We start from the raw sequence: 16,470 nt of genomic DNA on the forward strand, positions 1-16,470 counted from the left end.
TCGTACGGGTGGGGCTGGGAAAGGTGTTTCCGCGCCGGGCCGAAAGAACGGGCTCCTCGTGCCTGGCAGGCGACCTGGAAGGGGTGCCGTGAGCGTTCGTGGCGTGTGGGTGTGGGGCGTCGCGCTGGTGGCGATGGCCGGATGCGGCGCCGCGGGCAAGGGTGGTGGTGTGGCTGCGCCGCCGTCGAATCCGGGTGCCACGACGGTAGGCCCGGTGGCGACGTTCGGGCGCCCCACGGAGGTCGCGGCGTTCGTCTCCACGTTCCGGGTGCTGTACCCGGCACTGGCGCAGGGTCGATCGGACGAGGCCCTCGGCGCGGATGTGATCCAGGTGTGCCAGCACGATCTGCGTGACCCGTCGACAGGCCGACGTTCAGCGCACGGCGAGGCGGTCGCCCTCCAGCGCATACCGGGCAGGTTCGAGCGCGACGGCATCACGGTCGACCTGACCACCGCACGGACGATTCTGGCTGTGGCCCAGGGCACCGCGTGCGGCACGGTCGAGGTCAAAGAAAGCTAGCCGGTCGAGGAAGTCAGCCGGGTCGAGGCGGAACCGGCCGCCCCGGGAGAGGTCGGTCCCGCCCCGGGAGAGGTCGGTCCCGAAGCCGGGTGGGGCGTGCGCTAGCGGGGCAGGCGGACGACGAGTTCGACGCGGCGGTCGAAACGCTGACCCTCCGGGTCGGGGGAACCGTCCGGGTTGGTCTCCTCGGCCAGGGGACGCGAGCTGCCCAGGCCGACGGAGGTGACCGAGGCCGCGCGCACCCCGTGGTCGAGGAGGTACTGCCGGACGACGGCGGCTCGGCGTTCCGAGAGGGCCTGGTTGGCACCGGCCGTGCCCGTCGCGTCGGTGTGGCCACGGATCTGGATGTCTCCGCCGGCGTAACGTGTGTTGATCAGCCTGATGGTCGCGTCCATCGTGTCGGTGCTGCCGATGACGGAGCTGCCGGTCTCGAACAGGGCGTCGCTGTTGAAGACCAGAACGAAGACCTCCCGGCCGGCCTCGTCGGTCGCGGCGAGGTTCTCGGCCGAGATACCGGTGAGATCGACGTCGTCGGGTCCGGGCTGTCGGTACAGCGAATCCGGGACCAGTCTGGTGCCGTCCTCCGGGGTGTGCGCGTAGCCGCTGACGTCCCCGCAGGGCAGGCGCAGGACGAGTCCCGCGCCGTGGTCCCGGGTGCCGCAGGTGGGGTCGGGTGTTCCGTCCCCGGTGACGTCATGCAGACCCGGGGTGGCTCCGGGCGGCAACGTCGAGGAGGACTGATCGCCGGTCGGCGTGCCGGTCGCGGGTCGGGGGGTCGCGGTGCTGGCTGGCCGGGCCTGGGGCGAGGGCGTGCCGCCGGCGGACCCGGACGTGCCCGCGCAGCCACCGACGAGCAGTGTGCCGACGGTCGCGGTGACCAGCAGCGTCACCATTCCTGTTCGCGTCATGCGCTCCCCCACCGTGGACGGCTGGGACGCTACCGCCGGCCGACCCGCGGGCGGTCACAGTGCCAGATAGCCGACAGAGAACCACCAGCTCAGACGGATCGCCCAGACCATCCCGCGCCGCCGTACCCACACCACACCATCCCGCCACACCACACCATCCCGCCATGCCATGCCATGCCATCCCGCCACACCACGCCACGCCACGCCACGCCGCCACGCCACGCCACGCCTGAGTGCCGAGGCGCCTGAGTGCCGAGGCGCCGCGCAGCCAGGTCACCATGAAATGAACGCTGGCTACCCAACAATGGAAAAAGTTCGCGGCATGTCGGTGTCGAACGGCCGCGCTGCGCGAAGAGGTCGGCGCGGACGGCATCGAACAGTGCATCATGGCTGATATGGGGACGGAAGAACCAGCGCAGAGCGCCTGGTCGCGAGTGGACACCAGCGTGCCGCACAGCGCTCGGGTCTGGAACTACTGGCTCGGCGGCAAGGACAACTTCCCCGCTGACCGGGAGCTAGGCGACAAGGTCTACGAGGTGTACCCGGACATCGTGCGGGTCGCCCGGGCGCAGCGGGAGTTCCTGGTCCGGGCGATCACGTACCTGGCCGGCGAGGCGGGCATCCGCCAGTTCCTGGACATCGGCACCGGCCTGCCGACCGCGGACAACACCCACGAGGTCGCGCAGCGGATCGCGCCGGACTCCCGCATCGTCTATGTGGACAACGACCCGCTGGTGCTGGTGCACGCCCGGGCGCTGCTGACCAGCGCACCCGGCGGGGCCACCACCTATGTCGACGCCGACGTCCGCGACCCCGAGAAGATCCTCGCCGGGGCCGCCGAGATCCTGGACTTCAACGAGCCGGTCGCGCTGGTCATGTTCGGCATCGTGGGCAACGTCGCCGACAACGACGAGGCCTCGAGCATCGTGACCCGTCTGCTCGACGCGGTCCGCCCGGGCAGCTATCTCGCCCTCAACGACGGCACCCACGGCGAGGACGTCGACAAGGCCATCGAGATCACCCAGGCCGACGGGCATCCGTACAACCTGCGGACGCCCGAGCAGGTCACGTCCTTCTTCGACGGTCTCGCGGTCGTCGAGCCGGGTGTTGTCTCGACTCCGCTGTGGCGTCCCCCGGCCGGGTCCGCGCCCGAGCCGCTGTTCATCTACGGCGGGGTGGGCCGCAAGCCCTAGCGTTGCAAGGTCAACTTTCGCTGCTGGCCTGCGGGCGAGAGGCTGCCCACGCACAGTCAGAATTCCCGTCACCGTGCTGCCCGCTGTGCCCTGGCCACCCCGCGGCGCACATCGACATGAGCCGGAAATGTACCGTAAACACGATGCTCCGGATCTTTCGTGGTAAGGACGGACGGCGGCTCACCGTGTCGGCGCTGCTGATGGTGGTCCTCGGGTTCTGCTCCGTCGTCGTGGGCGGTCTCGGCCGGCCCGAACCTCACGACGTCGATGCGTCCACGCAGGTCGACAGTCCCTCCCGGACGCCCGATCCGGCCACGTCCAGCCCCGGTCTGGCCGTCGCCCTCGGCAACCGCCTCGATGCCGCGGACGGTCCGAGTGCCACCACCAGGCCGGATGCGGCCGGCGGTCGCGGTGGTACGAGCGGTGGCGGTGGCGGTGGCGGTGCTGTGGGGTCGACGGCGGCGGCGGGAAAAGGCGGAACGTCCGCCGGGTCCGCTGGGAGCGGACGGTCAGCCGCGGGGCTGAGTGTCGCCGCGGCGGCCTGCGTCGCGGCTCGGGCGGGCGGGTTGGGTGTTGAGGGGCAGGCCGGGCAGGTCGTCATGGTCGGGGTGCCCATCACCGAGGCGCGGGCGGCCGTCGACGTCGTCCGGCGCTCCCGCCTTGGTGGGGTGTTCCTGGCCGGACGTTCCACCCAGCCCGCGTCCGAGCTGGGTGCGGATCTGCGCGCCGTGCAGGACGCGGCGCGGCGCGATGTCGGCATCGCCCTGCACATCGCGGTGGATCAGGAGGGTGGCCAGGTCCAGACGCTGTCGGGGGCAGGTTTCGAGCGCATCCCGAACGCCGTCGAACAGGGCCGTTGGGATGCGTCCGACCTGCGGGAACGTACCGCGAGCTGGGCACGCGCCCTGGCCGGCGCCGGGGTGACGCTGGACCTGGCGCCGGTCGCCGACACCGTCGCCGCGGGTACCGCCCGGGCCAACCCGCCGATCGGCGTGTCCCAGCGCAACTTCGGCACCGACCCGGACGGCGTCGCCGCGGCGCTGGGCGTCGTCATCCCCGCGATGCAGGACAGCGGCCTGCTGGCCACGGCCAAGCACTTCCCGGGGCTCGGCCGGGTGCACGCCAACACCGACACGTCCACCGAGGCCGTGGACGACGTGGCGGACCCGTCCGACCCGAACCTGGAGCCGTTTCGCACCGCGATCTCCGCCGATACCGCGGCGATGATGGTGTCACTGGCCCGCTACCCGCGGCTTGACCCGGCCGCGTTGGCGGTGTTCTCCCAGCCGATCATCACCGGTCTGCTGCGTGGGCAGCTGGGGTTCCGTGGCCTGGTGATGTCCGACGACCTGGGGGCGGCGGTCGCCGTCGGGTCGGTGCCGGTGGGGGAACGGGCCGTGCGCTTCATCGCCGCCGGCGGGGACCTGGCACTGTCGGTACGCGGCGCCGATGGTGTGACGATGAGTACGGCGCTGGCCGCGGCGGCCCACCGCGACCCGACCTTCGCCCACCGTCTCGCCGAGGCCGCCACCGCCGTCCTCACCAGCAAGGCCCGAGCAGGCCTGCTCACCTGCGACGGGACGCCCTGACCCCCGCTCCCCCGTGATCCCCGTCCCCCGCCATCAGCCAGCCGACCCAGGAGCCAGCCCGGCCAGGAACCAGCCCGGCCAGAAACCAGCCCAGTCAGGAGCCAGCCCGGTCAGGAGAAGGCGAGTTCCTCGAGGACGGCGGGGTCGGTGACGTCGTGGCCGGCGGCGATCGCCTCGGCGTAGCGGCGGGCGTTCTGCGCGTCGAGGTCGTCGAAACTGCTCCCGCGCTTCCAGTAGGCCGCGGCGTGCAGCTGGGTGCGGTCCACCCCCAGCTCGTCGAGCAGGAGGCGCCGGATCGTCCGGACCTCTCCGGCTTCGGAGGCCACCCAGCCCGCCGCCACACCGGACGGGCGCGGCAACCCACCCACCGCGTCGACCAGGCCACCGGCGGGCACCCAGCGGACGTCGTCTCCCGGGCGCTCGGGCAGCAGCGGCTGGTCCCCCGCCACCGCACCACTGATCACCACGGTGGCGGACTGGTCGGGCGACAACGCGGTCAGGATGGCCGCGACCGCTGGCAGACCGCTGAGGTCGGCGAGAAGCAGCACCGTGTCGGCCACCCGCGCGGCGATCGGCCCCGGGACGAACTCGACCCGCATACCGATCAGCTCGGCGATGCCACCGTCGGCGGCGCCGTCAAGCCAGCGGGCTGTGAGCCCACCACGATGGACGTGTGCGTCGAAGACCAGCCGGTTCTCCGCCGGATCGAACGACCGCACGGTGAACGCCCGCGACACCCCCGGCTCGACCGCACCGGGGAACAGCCGGAACGCGTCGGCCGGAAGCTGCTCGGTGTACCCGGCGAAACCGTCGGCGACCAGCGTCACCCGCTGGAAGGACGGCGAGACCACGGCGACGGACTCCACCTGCACCGGGCAGCGCAGGAACCGCCCCGGCCGCTCGACCGACAGCGCTCGCACAGCCGCCTTCAGGTTCGTCATGCCGCGGCCACCCGTTCCGGACGGCGGCGATGATGGCCCCCACGAAGCCGACCGCGCCTGACGACCTGATCGTTCACGACGACTCCCCCGGTAGGTAAGGTTTACCTACAGTACGAGGGTGTTCCGCGCGGGTCAACGAACCCGCTGGCCGGTGCGCCCGCCGGTCTCACCCTCGGCTTCCTGCGCGCGAACCTGTTCTCGCGTACCGCGATGCACGTTCCGCCCTCGGCTCGCCCCGGCCTGGACAGCGACCTCGCTGACAAACTCGAGCGTCTCGAACATGTCGTGCCGCGCGCGCAGGCCGCCCCCGAGGCCCGGCTGTACGTGTTCGGGCAGCGGCGTGGTCCGGAATCCATCGCCGAAAAGATCTTCGCATTCACCCCCGACAAAGGACGACCCCTACTTCTGATCCGACCGCCGGCCCGTCACCACGATTCGTGGCCCGCCCAGGGCGGGCCGGCGAAAAGCAACGAAGCGCGCTGCCAGATGAGCAGATACTGGCACCCCCCCCCGAGAATTTTTCGTTTCGGCGCGAGTGCTGGGCGCCATGACGGCGGTAACGCAGGGTGGGCAGATCCAGCAGGACGCCCGTGGCGAGCGCGGAGCCGGCGAGCAGGGTCGCGGTGTCCTCCACACCACGCAGCGCAGCCCATCCACCGAGGGTGAACAGCAGGGTGCGCCGCCACATGACACCGGCGGGATGGATGGGTGGCAGGGTCCGCTCGGGCAGCGCTGCCTTCCAGGCGACGGCGAGGGCGCCGCGGACCAGCGGGCCGGCGGGTATCGCCAGCGGCGTGACGTGCAGGCTGCCGTCGGGGTGCAGGTCGCGGGCGTGCCCGGCGGCGAAGCCGGCGTCGGGATGGGCTGCCAGCGCACCGGACAGGGCGCCGAGGGCTTCGGGTTCGAGCTCATCGTCGGCGTCCAGGTTCTGGATCAGCGGCGCGGTGCACGCACCGAGGGCGATGTTGCGGGCGACGGCGGGACCCTCACGGGTGCCATGCGCGGCGATCTCGACCCGCCCGTCGTCGGTGGCACCGCAGGCGGCCAGCGTGGCCCGGATCGCCTCGGCCGGCCCGTCGATCTGGATACGCCACGTCCAGTGCGGATGGTGCTGGCGGCGCAGCGACTCCCACGCCGAGGGCAGGTAGTCCGCGTACTCAGCGTGCACCGCGGTGACCACATCCACCCACATGTTCGCAGTATGTACCGGGACGCACCTGATCAGTGTGGTAGATATGCCGAAAAGATCCGGTGAGAGAGGTCGCGTGGACGTTGCATCCATCAACAGCCGGCTGAGTCGCGCGGCTTCCGCCGCCGATTCCCGCGAGCTGGACGGGGTCTGCGAGACCGTCGCCGCCGAACTCGTCGACGCGGGTGTCGAACCGCCGTTCCGGATTCCGTCGGCGGACTTCACCGTGGATCCCTGGCTGATCTGCGCCGACCGTTACTGGCGGCGCCGGCTGCTGGCCGAGCCGACGATCGAGACCGCCGCCCGCTGCGCCCGCTGGCTGTATGACCACACCGACCCGGACGATCCGGCCGGTCCGCAGCCCCGCGCCATCCGCCCGGCCGTCATCGAGAAATGGACGCTGGGCTACGCCTTCATCACCCGGGACAGCGTCGAGTCCCGCCAGGACCTCAGCCTCGCCACCGGACGGATCGTCGAGCAGTACCAGGGGTCGGTCGACATCGCCGCCTTCGCCACGCTTTACCACGCCGGTAAGCTGCGGGCGAACTTCGCCTTCGACGAGCTGCGCCTGTTCCTCGACTCCTCCCTGCTCGCCGTCGCCGCCGGCCAGCACCGCGACGACCCTCTGTTCACCGCGCTGCGCGCCTTCGCCGCCCTGGGCAGTTCCACCATCACCATCGGCCACGGCCTTGATCTGCTGGATGCGGCCTGGACGGCGCCCGGGCGCACCCGCGCCGTCGTTGATGTCTGCCTGAACGCGCTGTGGGCGGCCAAGCGCTTTCCCGAACGGGGCGAGTGGCTGCGCCGGCAGGCCACCGAGGCCGTGGCGGCCTACCCCGACGACCACCTGTTCCATTTCCGGCTCGCCCGCGGCCACCGGTTGTGCGGCGACTACGCCGCGGCGCTCAGCACGATCGAGACCGCGCTACGGCTGTTGCCGGCGATCGGCTCGAGAATCAGCCACAACACGCTCCAGGAGCAGTACCTGCGCGAGCAGGAGTCGATCGAGGAGGGGCTGCTGCGCGCCGCCGAGACCAGCGAGCAGCGGGCCCGTTGGCAGCGCCAGGCCGCCGCCGACCGCGACCTGCGCCGAACCCTGTCGCGTTCGTCCATCCAGGCCGTCGAACTCGTGACCGTGTTCACCGCGGCCATCGCCTTCACCGTCGGGTCGTTCCCGATCACGCTTTCCGGCGATCTCTCCCTGGGCGCCCGGGCGCTGCTCATGGGCATCCTCGGCATCGGACTGCTGCTGTTCGCCGTCACCATCGTCGCCGGCACCTGGTACCTCACCGGCCAGCATCACAACGGTGACGACAGCCCGGGCCGCCGCCGCGAGCCGCGCCCCGGCCCGGACGACGACCCCGACGACAGCTGAACCCACCGCGCTCGCCGTCGCACTCGTCGTCGCGGACACACCCATGCGCTGTCGCACCGGCCGGTACCGCAACCGGAACAGCACTACGGATCCCCTTCCTGGATGCCTCATCGCAGGCCCGACCAGGCGCCCACCCGGCCGTCCGGGTGATTCCCTGACCACGCCGGAGTGGCTTCAGCCGAGCAGGCCGCTGAACATGTCCGGCGGCGGCTGCGCATACGGATTACGCCGCGGACGGCGCTGCGGATCGATGAAGGAGGGCGGAATGAAGGAGGGGCGGCGATCCCCACTCACGACGATCTGCCACTTCTCACGATGCACCCGCCGATGATGCCGGGAACACAACAGAACCAGATTATCGATTTTCGTCTCGCCCCCATCGACCCAATGCTTGACATGATGCGCATCACACCATGAAGATGGGCGATCACAGTACGGGAAAGCGCAGCAGACATCCCGGGAGACCAGCGCCCTGCGGATATGCGGCGGGACGATTCTTTCCGACCGGCCGACATCCAACGGGACGCTGTCGGGGCCAAGGATGATCCGGCCTACCTGCGCGTCACAGGAGATCCGAAGAATGGCTTCCCGCGAAAGCGGAAGGCCCCATTCGGTCATGGCCGGCTCGTTTCCGTCACCAAGAAACGTGTCCCATCCGATGACGACCGTGAGATGCGGCCGAGTCCCGCCGGCGGCCGGGCCGACATCCGCCGACAGCGCGCGGCGCACGAACTCGACCAACGCGTCCGCCCGCCGACGGGCGGGGCTGCGCAGGTCACGCACCCCGTTCTTGCCCGGCGCCGGAGCGGACAGCCCGTCCAGCGCGGTGCGCAGCAGGGCCGCACCCTCGGCGTCGAGCTCTCCGCGGATCAGCGTCGTGCCCTCCGGGGTGTCGACGAACGTCAGCCCCCGTGCATCCAGCGGATCATGCCACCGACCCCCACCAGCGAACGTGCCATCCACGTCACCGCCGGCGCCGCTTTCACAGCTGCCACCCTCGTCTTCGCCTTCGCTCTCCTCGCCGGCACAGCCCCGAGACCCGGAGTGCTCCCCCGTGCGGCTGTCCTCATGCGGATCATCGCCGCCCGGCGAAGTATCCACCTGGGTCAGCTGCTCACGCAGCCGGATCGCGGCCCTCTTCAACTGGCGCCAGTCGAGCTGGCTGGCATCCTCCAGCAGATGCGCCTCAGCCTTCGCCCGCACCGCCTCGGGCAGGTGCTCCGGCAGGACATCCAGCCCTTCCATGATCACTAAGGCATGATCTGCGCTGATCCGCGCGGCGGCCAACGCCTCACCCGTCGCCCGGTACGGGCCGGCGAACAGCTTCTCCGCCAGGGCCACCTGGCGGGCGGCTTCTGACTTGGGCAGCACCAGCCGCCCGGCCAGCCACCGCGCCAGATCAATCGCGCCGTCGTTCGACGCGAGCCCCCGATCCTGCGCCTCGAGCAGCATGATGCTGCGCACCGCGGCCAATCGCGCGTCCAGATCACGCAACGCGCAGATCGCCTCGGTCACGTCGTCGGATGACCAACGCCACGCCTGCGACCCCAGCAGGCCTTCGACCGTTGCGGCCAGCGCGCCCAGCAGGCTTTCCGCTTCCGACCGGCCATCACCCGACGCCTCACCCGCGCAGCTCCCGGACGAGTCGCAACCAGCTCCGCCCGTGAACTCGGAAACATCCTCCTCGGATTCGGTCGGGAACTCCTGCGAAACACGACCTGGAACAGCGCGATCAAAGGAATCGGAACCCGCGGGGACATCCTGCGCGGCAGGGATGTCAGGGGCGTCCGGGAAGCCACCATTCCCACCATCAGAACGAATATCTGCGGAGCCTCCGGGCGGCTCAGGGCCGGCGGCTCCATTCGGATGAATGAGCATGCTCTGACGATAGCTCGACCGAAGTCATATGTCGAACACATGTTCTAAATCTGTGGAAAATGGCCCTGTGGAAAACGCTGCCACCCGAACGGACTACGCGGTTCCATGGCCCATCGGATCGTGCGCGGACCAGACCCCACCACCCTGGTCGGTGGGCACGGTCGAAGTCAGGATCAACCGCCCGGCTTCGGGTGCGGCCCAGCCCGGCACCCGACCAGCATCCGAGCCCCCATCCGACACCGCCATCAGCTCCGCCGCCAGCCACCATCAGCCCCGCCGGCGACGGCGGCCCAATCGCCAGGGCAGTGCCAGCCGACAGTGCGGTGCCAGCCGACAGTGCGGTGCCAGCCGACATGCGGCGCCAGCCGGCAGAAACGGTGCCAGCCGGCAAAACGGTGGCGTCAGTCGGCGGTCGTGGTGTCGGCGAGGGCGGCGCGAAGCAGGAGGGCGACGGACTGGGCGAAGGTGTCCGCCGCGGGGTCGGCGAGGGTGGGGCCGACGGAGGCCAGCAGCGGAAGGTCGTCCACGGGGAGGGCGGCTCGGTGGCGGCGGCGAGCGGCCACCGCGGCGGGCAGGGCGTGCTGGTCGAGCAGTTCGCCGACCAGCAGATGCCAGCAGCCTCGATAGGCGATCGCGGCTGCGATCGGGGCGAGACCGGCGGCGACCAGATCGGCGAGGTTCGCCTCGTCGAAGGCCAGTGACTCAGCCGCCACATACTGCCCGGCGACCAGGACGTACGGCACCCACGGCCTCGCGGCGAGCAGGTCGTGCGCGCCGACCAGGCGGGCGGTGAGGCGTTCCAGCGGCGTGTGACCGGGCGCGTTCACCGGCAGGTGCGAGGCGACCCGGCCGAGCATGGCGGCCAGCAGGGCTTCCCGGTCGGCGATGTGCCGGTAGAGCGAGGTGGTCGCCGTGTCCAGTTCGGCGGCGACGGCCCGCATGGTGAGGCCGTCCAGCCCGACCCGGGCGACGACCTGCAGCGCCGCGTCGACGACCCGGGTCCGGCTGAGCCCGGGTCGCGGTCGCCGATGCCCGTAGCGGCCCAGCGGCGTGGCCGCCGCCACGACACCGGTGACCGCTCGCGGCGTGCCGTCGGGACTCAATGTGCCGTCGGGACTCAATGTGCCGTCGGGACTCAATGTGCCGTCGGGACTGAGCGTGCCGTCGGGACTCAGCGTGCTGCCGTCCGCACCGGGGGTCCCCACCTGGTCATCTTCGCACACCACAAGGTGCCATCCAGAAGCAAACTTAGGACTTCCTTACGCGAGCAATGTACGCGTAAGGTACGCCTAAGTTGTCCGGACACCGGGACAGCGATCTGGGACGAAGCGGGGAGCAGGCCTTGATGAACGTTGATGTCCGATGAGCGGGGCGCTGACCAGGCGGGGATTCGGGCGCGCCGGCATGGTGGCGCTCGGGGCGCTGGGTGTGCCGTCGCTGCTCGCCGCCTGCGGGGATGACTCCAGCGGCTCGGCGGGTCCCGTGGCGGCGGCCAGTTCCACGCCTCGGCGTGGGGGTACGCTGCGAGCGGCCTACGCCAGCAGCCCGGCCGACACACTGGACATCATCCACGGCCATGACGTGCTGGGATCGGTGCGCGGGCTCGCGGTCTACGAGCGGCTCGGCGACGCCCATCCGGATGGTTCGGTCACGCCGCGGCTGTACGAGAGCCTGACGCCGAACGCCGATGGTTCGCGGTGGACGCTCAAGCTCAAGCCGAACATCACGTTCTCGGACGGCAAGCCCCTGACGACGTCCGACGTGCTGGCGAGCTTCGCGGCGTTCACGGGTACCGAGAGCGGCGCGTCGATCGCGATGTTCGACGCGAAGGCGAGCAGGGCCACCGACGCGCGCACGGCGACGATCGCGCTGACCTCCCCCGTCTACGACCTGCCAGCCCGGGTCAGCGGCGTCGTCCTGGTGATCATGCCAGGCGGGAAGCCGGCGACGAAGCTCGGCGACGTGGTCGGCAGCGGCCCGTACAGGATCGAGTCCTTCACGCCGGGGCAGCGCACCGTCCTGACCCGGCGCACCGACTACTGGGACGGCGACGCCCGCGGCCACCTCGACCGCATCGAGCTCGTCGCCGCGGCGGACGCGAAGGCCCGGCTGTCGGCGCTGCGCTCCGGCCAGGTCGAGTGGGCCGACGACGTCGCCTACCTGGACGCGTCCACGCTGCGCGCGGACAAGGCCATCAGCATCCACCGCAGTGGCGCCCAGCAGGGCCTCGCGTGGTTCCTGAACATGTTCGCCCCGCCGTTCGACGACGAAAAGGTCCGCCAGGCGCTCAAGTACGCCGTGGACCGGCAGAAGATCGTTGACACCGCCCTGTACGGCTTCGGCAGCATCGGCAACGACCTGTGGGGCCGGGGCCTGCCGAACTACAACTCCGCGCTGGCGCAGCGCACCCACGATCCGGACATGGCCCGCGCGCTGCTACGCGAGGCCGGCAGGCCGCAGGTCAAGGCCGAGCTGCTGACCTCGCCGATCGGCCCCGGTCTGGTGGAGGCGACACAGCTGCTCGCCGAGCAGGCCCGCGCCGTCGGTTTCGACATCACGGTGCGAACCATCTCGCCGGACGTCTACTTCTCCCAGCCCGAGCAGTGGGCCAAGGCGTCCGGGGTGGCCTTCGCGCAGGTCGGGGCGTTCACCGACATGGCCCCCCTGATCTACCTCTCGGATGGCCCGTACAACTTCGGCTGGAAGAGGCCCGCCTGGGACACCGCCTACAACAAGGCCGTCGGTGACCAGGACGCGGCCGCCCGCAGGACCGCCTTTGACGACCTGCAGAAGCAGCTCTACGACACCGGCCCGGACCTGGTCTGGGGTTTCGCGCCGCGTCTGGTCGCGACCGCGCCGTCCGTCGGCGGCGTCGACGCGAACCCCAACTACGGGGTCGCCGACCTGAGCTTCGTCCACCGCACCGGGTGAGCCCGGCGTCCCCTGACCCGGACGTCTCCCCCGTCCCGGTCTCCGCTGTCGACAGCACGACTGGCACCCCCAGCACGGACGGCACCCCCAGCGCGGACGACTCGGGCAGGGGCGTCATGGACGCTGGCGGTGTGGGCCGAGGCCGGGGATGGGCTGAGCGGGTGGCCGAGCCAGGGCGGCGGCTGGCCGAGGCGGTCGCTGTCGTGCTTGGCGTGTCCGTGCTGGTGTTCGTGGCGACCTCGGCGTTGCCCGGTGACATCGTGCGGGCCCGGCTCGGGCCATACGCCACCGCGGAGCAGCTGCGCGCCGAGCGTGTCCGGCTCGGTCTCGACCAGCCGGTCTGGGAACGGTACGGCCACTGGCTCGGCGGTCTGCTACGTGGCGATCTCGGCCGGTCGCAGACCAACGATCTGCCGGTGACCACGTTGCTGTCCCGTCCGTTCGTCAACAGTCTGACGCTGGCGGCGGTGGCGCTCCTCGTCGTCACGGTGCTCGGCACGGTGGCCGGGGTACTCGCGGGTCTGCGTCCGGGTGGGCTCGCCGATCGGGTGCTGCTCGTCGGTTCGCTGACGGTCTCGGCGATCCCGGCGTTCGTCACCGCGGCGCTGCTCGTCGCGCTGTTCGCCGTGCGGCTGCACTGGCTGCCCGCGCTCGCGCTGGTCGACCCGCGCCACCCGGTGATCCTCCAACCACGGCTGCTGGCGCTGCCCGCGACGGCTCTGATCCTGAGCACCTTCGCCTACGTGACCCGCCTGATCCGCGCCAGTGTGCTGGACGCGGCCGCCACCCCGTGGGCGCTCGCCGCCGCACTGCGCGGGGTTCCCCGGTGGCGGGTGGCGACCCGGCACATCCTGCCGGCCGCCCTGCCGGTGGTCTGCCAGGCGGCGGCGCTGACCTCGATCGCCCTGGTGACGAGCGTCGTGGTCGTCGAGATCGTGTTCAGCTATCCGGGTATCGGTGGGGCGCTGCAGACCGCGGTCTCCCAGCGGGACGTCCCCGTCATCCAGGCCGTGACCGTCGTCGTGGCGGTCTTCGTCGTCACGGTGAACGCGTTGGCGGACGCCGCCATGTACCTGCTCGCCCCGAAGTCCCGGCGGTCCCGGTGAGAGCCCGGCGGTCCCGGTGAGAGTCAGGTGGTCCCGGTGAAGGCCCGCGCCCCCCGATCGGACCTGCTGCTCGGCCTGCTGATCATCGCCCCGCCGGTGCTCGCGACGCTCGTCGGCGGGCTCGTCCGCCCGTACTCGGCGACCGCGAGCGTCGGGCCGCCGCTGGCCGGTCCGAGCGCGGCGCATCTGCTTGGCACCGACACCCTCGGCCGGGACGTCCTTTCCCGCCTGTTGCTCGGCGGGCGCGGTCTGCTGCTGGTCACCCTGCTCGCGGTGCTGGCCGCGCAGGTGTTCGCGGTCCTGTTCGGGGTGCTCGCGGGCTGGCTCGGCCGGTACGGCGCGCGCGCCCTGCTCGGTCTGTTGGACGTGGTCCTCGCCGTCCCCGCGGTGGTGGTGCTCGCCACGGCGGCGAGTGCGGTGGGTGCCGGCGGGGCCGCGGTGTTCGTCGCGATCGTCGTCGTCCTCGTCCCGACGACCGCGCGGGTGGTGTACGTGTCGACCCGCACCCTGGTCGCCGAACCGTTCGTCGAGGCCGCGGTGCTGTGTGGCACCCCGACCCGCCGCATCCTGACCCGCGAGCTCCTGCCCAACCTGTGGACCATCATCGTGGCCGGGACGGGCAGCCGCGTGGTGGAGTCCGTCTTCGTCATCAGCGCGGCGGGTTTCCTCGGCTTCGGTCCGCAACCGCCCTCCCCCGACTGGGGCCAGATGATCAGCGAGAACAGCGCCGGGGTGGCACTCGCCCCCTGGTCCGTACTGGCCCCCGCCCTCGCCATCACGATGCTCGCCATCGGCGTCACCCTGCTCAGCGACGCCTGCGTGGCCCGTCTGGACCAGACCACCCGCGCGGACCGCCCCGCCCGCTCTGCCCACGCGGACACAGACCGCGCGGACCGCGCGTGATTCCGAAGATCGCCGTACGGGAGCTGGGCATCCACACCCCGGGCGGGCACCCCATCCTGGACGGAATATCGCTGGAGCTGGCCGCCGATGCGACGCTCGCCGTCATCGGCCCGTCCGGTGCCGGCAAGTCGACCCTGGCCATGGCCCTGCTCGGTCATCTCGGTCCCGGCCTGCAGCACACCGGTGGCACGGTGGCGATCGACGACGTGGACGTCTTCGCCCGCCACTCCCCCCGCGCCCGGGACCTGCACAGACGCCGCGTCCGCTACCTCCCGCAGGACCCAGCCGCCGCCCTTACCCCAACCCGGCGCGTCTCCTGGCTCCTCACCGAGATGCTCACCATCGTCGCCACCCCGCACCACCACGCTCCCGGCGTTCCCGGCAGCCCCGGTGTTCCCGGCAGCCCCGGTGTTCCCGGCAGCCCCGGCAGCCCCGGCAGCCCCGGCAGCCACGGCAGCCCCGGCAGCATTCTGGATGACCGGTCGGACGCCGGACCAACCCGACGGCGCGGCCGCGGGCACCCGGCGCGGGCGCGGACGAACGGGAAACCCCAGGTCGGCGGGTCGGCGCCGACCAGACGAGAGACGCGGGCGGCGCGGGCCATCGCCGTCCGGGCGGCGTTGCGGGCGGTCGGGCTACCGGACGATCCCGGTTTCCTCGCGCGTTATCCCCACCAGCTCTCCGGCGGCCAGCGCGGACGACTTCTGCTCGCGCTGACGCTGGTCGGCGAGCCGGACGTGCTCGTGCTGGACGAGCCGACCGCGAACGTCCCCCCCGAACAGGCCACGGCCCTGCTCACCCTGATCGGCGATCTGCGCGCGCGACGCCCGTTCACCCTCGTCCTGATCAGCCACGACCTGGACGCGGTGCGGAGCCTGCCAGGCCCGGTCGACCTCGCCGTCCTCGACGCCGGCCGCCTCGTGGAGCACGGTATGCCCCGTGACCTGCTCGAACGCCCCCAGGCAGCGGCCACCACCGCGCTGGTCACCGCCGCCCGCCGGCTATGCCCCACCATCCCGGACGCACCCCCGTCCCCCGAACTGACCATGACCGCCCAGCCCGATCCGGCGGCAGCGGTCCGCCCGGATCCGGGTGCTCTCCCCGCACCGGCGACATCCGGGAAGGCAGCCCCATCCGGGAAGGCAGCCCCATCCGGGAAGGCCGACCTGTCCAGGAAGGCCGACCTGTCCAGGAAGGCCGAGCCGGCCAGGAACGCGGAGCCGGCCGGGGAGGTGGTGTTGCGTGTCGCGGGACTGCGGGTGTCGGCGGGAGGCGGGCGGCAACGGGTCGAGGTGCTGCGGGGGGTTGATCTGACGGTCCGGCGCGGCGAATGTGTCGGGGTGATCGGCGCGTCGGGGGCCGGGAAGACGAGCCTGGCCCGGGCGGTGCTGGGTCTGCACCCCTGGGACGCGGGCAGCGTCGAGCTGGACGGGGTACCGCTGGGGCCCGCGGCGGTGCGACGTCCACCGCGGCAGCGTCGAGGCATCGGCTATGTGTTCCAGGACCCGTACACCTCGTTGAACCCGCGCCGTCCCGTCGGCGCCGGCGTGGCGGACGCCTACCGGCTGGCCGCCGACGACACCCGCCCGCGCTGGGACGGCAGGGCCACGGTGGCCGGGCTGTTGGCCGAGCTCGGGCTTGATCCGTCGCTCGCGTCCCGGCGACCGGGGCTGCTCTCGGGCGGCCAACGGCAGCGGTTCGCGCTTGCCCGCGCCCTGGCGACCTACCCGGATGTGCTGATCTGCGACGAGGTGACCTCCGCCCTGGACGCGGTGTCGACCGACGCGCTCTGCCAGCTCATCCGCCGTCTCGTCCGCACGCACCGGCTGGCCGTCGTGTTCATCAGTCATGACCGGGGCGCCGTCGGTGCCGTGGCCGACCACATCCTCGAGCTGCGTGACGGCCACCTCACCGCCCGCTCCTAGCCGGCGATGTTC

Annotated in this window: 13 protein-coding genes and 1 pseudogene; 9 read left to right on the forward strand and 5 right to left on the reverse strand. The window is 71.6% G+C overall.

Annotated elements, in window-relative coordinates; genetic code table 11:
* Positions 1-88: 88 nt before the first annotated feature.
* On the forward strand, positions 89-520 hold the full coding sequence (locus MXD61_RS03685) for a hypothetical protein (protein WP_248811446.1): 432 nt from the start codon (positions 89-91) through the stop codon (positions 518-520).
* Between the two features lie 101 nt (positions 521-621).
* Here the strand turns inward: MXD61_RS03685 and MXD61_RS03690 are convergent, their stop codons facing one another.
* Entirely contained in the window at positions 622-1,428 is an 807-nt protein-coding gene (locus MXD61_RS03690; RefSeq protein WP_248811447.1) for an OmpA family protein, read from the reverse strand.
* A 386-nt stretch (positions 1,429-1,814) separates the two neighbouring features.
* On the opposite strand from MXD61_RS03690, the gene MXD61_RS03695 reads away from it, so the two are divergent.
* Both MXD61_RS03695 and MXD61_RS03700 read left to right on the forward strand, forming a co-directional pair.
* A complete protein-coding gene (locus MXD61_RS03695) occupies positions 1,815-2,621 on the forward strand; it encodes an SAM-dependent methyltransferase (RefSeq protein ID WP_248811448.1) in 807 nt (268 codons plus the stop codon).
* Between the two features lie 143 nt (positions 2,622-2,764).
* Positions 2,765-4,210: a glycoside hydrolase family 3 N-terminal domain-containing protein gene (locus MXD61_RS03700; RefSeq protein ID WP_248811449.1), complete on the forward strand. Its 1,446-nt coding sequence runs from the start codon at positions 2,765-2,767 to the stop codon at positions 4,208-4,210.
* A gap of 110 nt (positions 4,211-4,320) precedes the next feature.
* Here the strand turns inward: MXD61_RS03700 and MXD61_RS03705 are convergent, their stop codons facing one another.
* Positions 4,321-5,151: a siderophore-interacting protein gene (locus tag MXD61_RS03705; protein ID WP_248811450.1), complete on the reverse strand. Its 831-nt coding sequence runs from the start codon at positions 5,149-5,151 to the stop codon at positions 4,321-4,323.
* A 144-nt stretch (positions 5,152-5,295) separates the two neighbouring features.
* Between MXD61_RS03705 and MXD61_RS28640 the strand changes: the two are divergent.
* Positions 5,296-5,490: pseudogene (locus tag MXD61_RS28640) on the forward strand (DUF2278 family protein); the annotation flags it as partial.
* Positions 5,491-5,527: 37 nt separating this feature from the next.
* On the opposite strand, the gene MXD61_RS03710 reads toward MXD61_RS28640, so the two are convergent.
* The gene (locus MXD61_RS03710; protein WP_248811451.1) at positions 5,528-6,337 is read right to left on the reverse strand and encodes a glycosyltransferase; all 810 of its coding nucleotides are present in this window, start codon (positions 6,335-6,337) and stop codon (positions 5,528-5,530) included.
* A gap of 79 nt (positions 6,338-6,416) precedes the next feature.
* Here MXD61_RS03710 and MXD61_RS03715 point away from each other — a divergent pair, with 79 nt between their 5' ends.
* Positions 6,417-7,715 (forward strand): hypothetical protein, encoded by a 1,299-nt coding sequence (locus MXD61_RS03715; protein ID WP_248811452.1) that lies wholly within the window; start codon positions 6,417-6,419, stop codon positions 7,713-7,715.
* 174 nt (positions 7,716-7,889) lie between these two features.
* Here MXD61_RS03715 and MXD61_RS03720 read toward each other — a convergent pair whose 3' ends face one another.
* Entirely contained in the window at positions 7,890-9,593 is a 1,704-nt protein-coding gene (locus tag MXD61_RS03720; RefSeq protein WP_248811453.1) for an HNH endonuclease signature motif containing protein, read from the reverse strand.
* Positions 9,594-9,994: 401 nt separating this feature from the next.
* Positions 9,995-10,798: a TetR/AcrR family transcriptional regulator gene (locus MXD61_RS03725; protein WP_248811454.1), complete on the reverse strand. Its 804-nt coding sequence runs from the start codon at positions 10,796-10,798 to the stop codon at positions 9,995-9,997.
* 157 nt (positions 10,799-10,955) lie between these two features.
* Between MXD61_RS03725 and MXD61_RS03730 the strand changes: the two genes are divergently transcribed.
* The 4 genes from MXD61_RS03730 to MXD61_RS03745 all read left to right on the forward strand — a co-directional run bounded on the left by MXD61_RS03730 (position 10,956) and on the right by MXD61_RS03745 (position 16,458).
* Complete coding sequence (locus tag MXD61_RS03730) at positions 10,956-12,524, forward strand: ABC transporter substrate-binding protein (RefSeq protein ID WP_248811455.1); 1,569 nt, start codon at positions 10,956-10,958, stop codon at positions 12,522-12,524.
* A gap of 161 nt (positions 12,525-12,685) precedes the next feature.
* Positions 12,686-13,630 carry an ABC transporter permease gene (locus tag MXD61_RS03735; protein ID WP_248811456.1) on the forward strand — a complete coding sequence of 315 codons (945 nt, stop codon included), beginning with the start codon at positions 12,686-12,688 and terminating at the stop codon, positions 13,628-13,630.
* 27 nt (positions 13,631-13,657) lie between these two features.
* The gene (locus tag MXD61_RS03740; protein ID WP_248811457.1) at positions 13,658-14,533 is read left to right on the forward strand and encodes an ABC transporter permease; all 876 of its coding nucleotides are present in this window, start codon (positions 13,658-13,660) and stop codon (positions 14,531-14,533) included.
* Complete coding sequence (locus MXD61_RS03745; protein WP_248811458.1) at positions 14,530-16,458, forward strand: ABC transporter ATP-binding protein; 1,929 nt, start codon at positions 14,530-14,532, stop codon at positions 16,456-16,458. Before MXD61_RS03740 ends, MXD61_RS03745 begins: the two co-directional genes overlap by 4 nt.
* Positions 16,459-16,470 lie beyond the last annotated feature (12 nt).

The sequence above is a fragment of the Frankia sp. AgPm24 genome, assembly GCF_023243055.1.
In the GTDB taxonomy this organism is placed as follows: domain Bacteria; phylum Actinomycetota; class Actinomycetes; order Frankiales; family Frankiaceae; genus Frankia; species Frankia umida.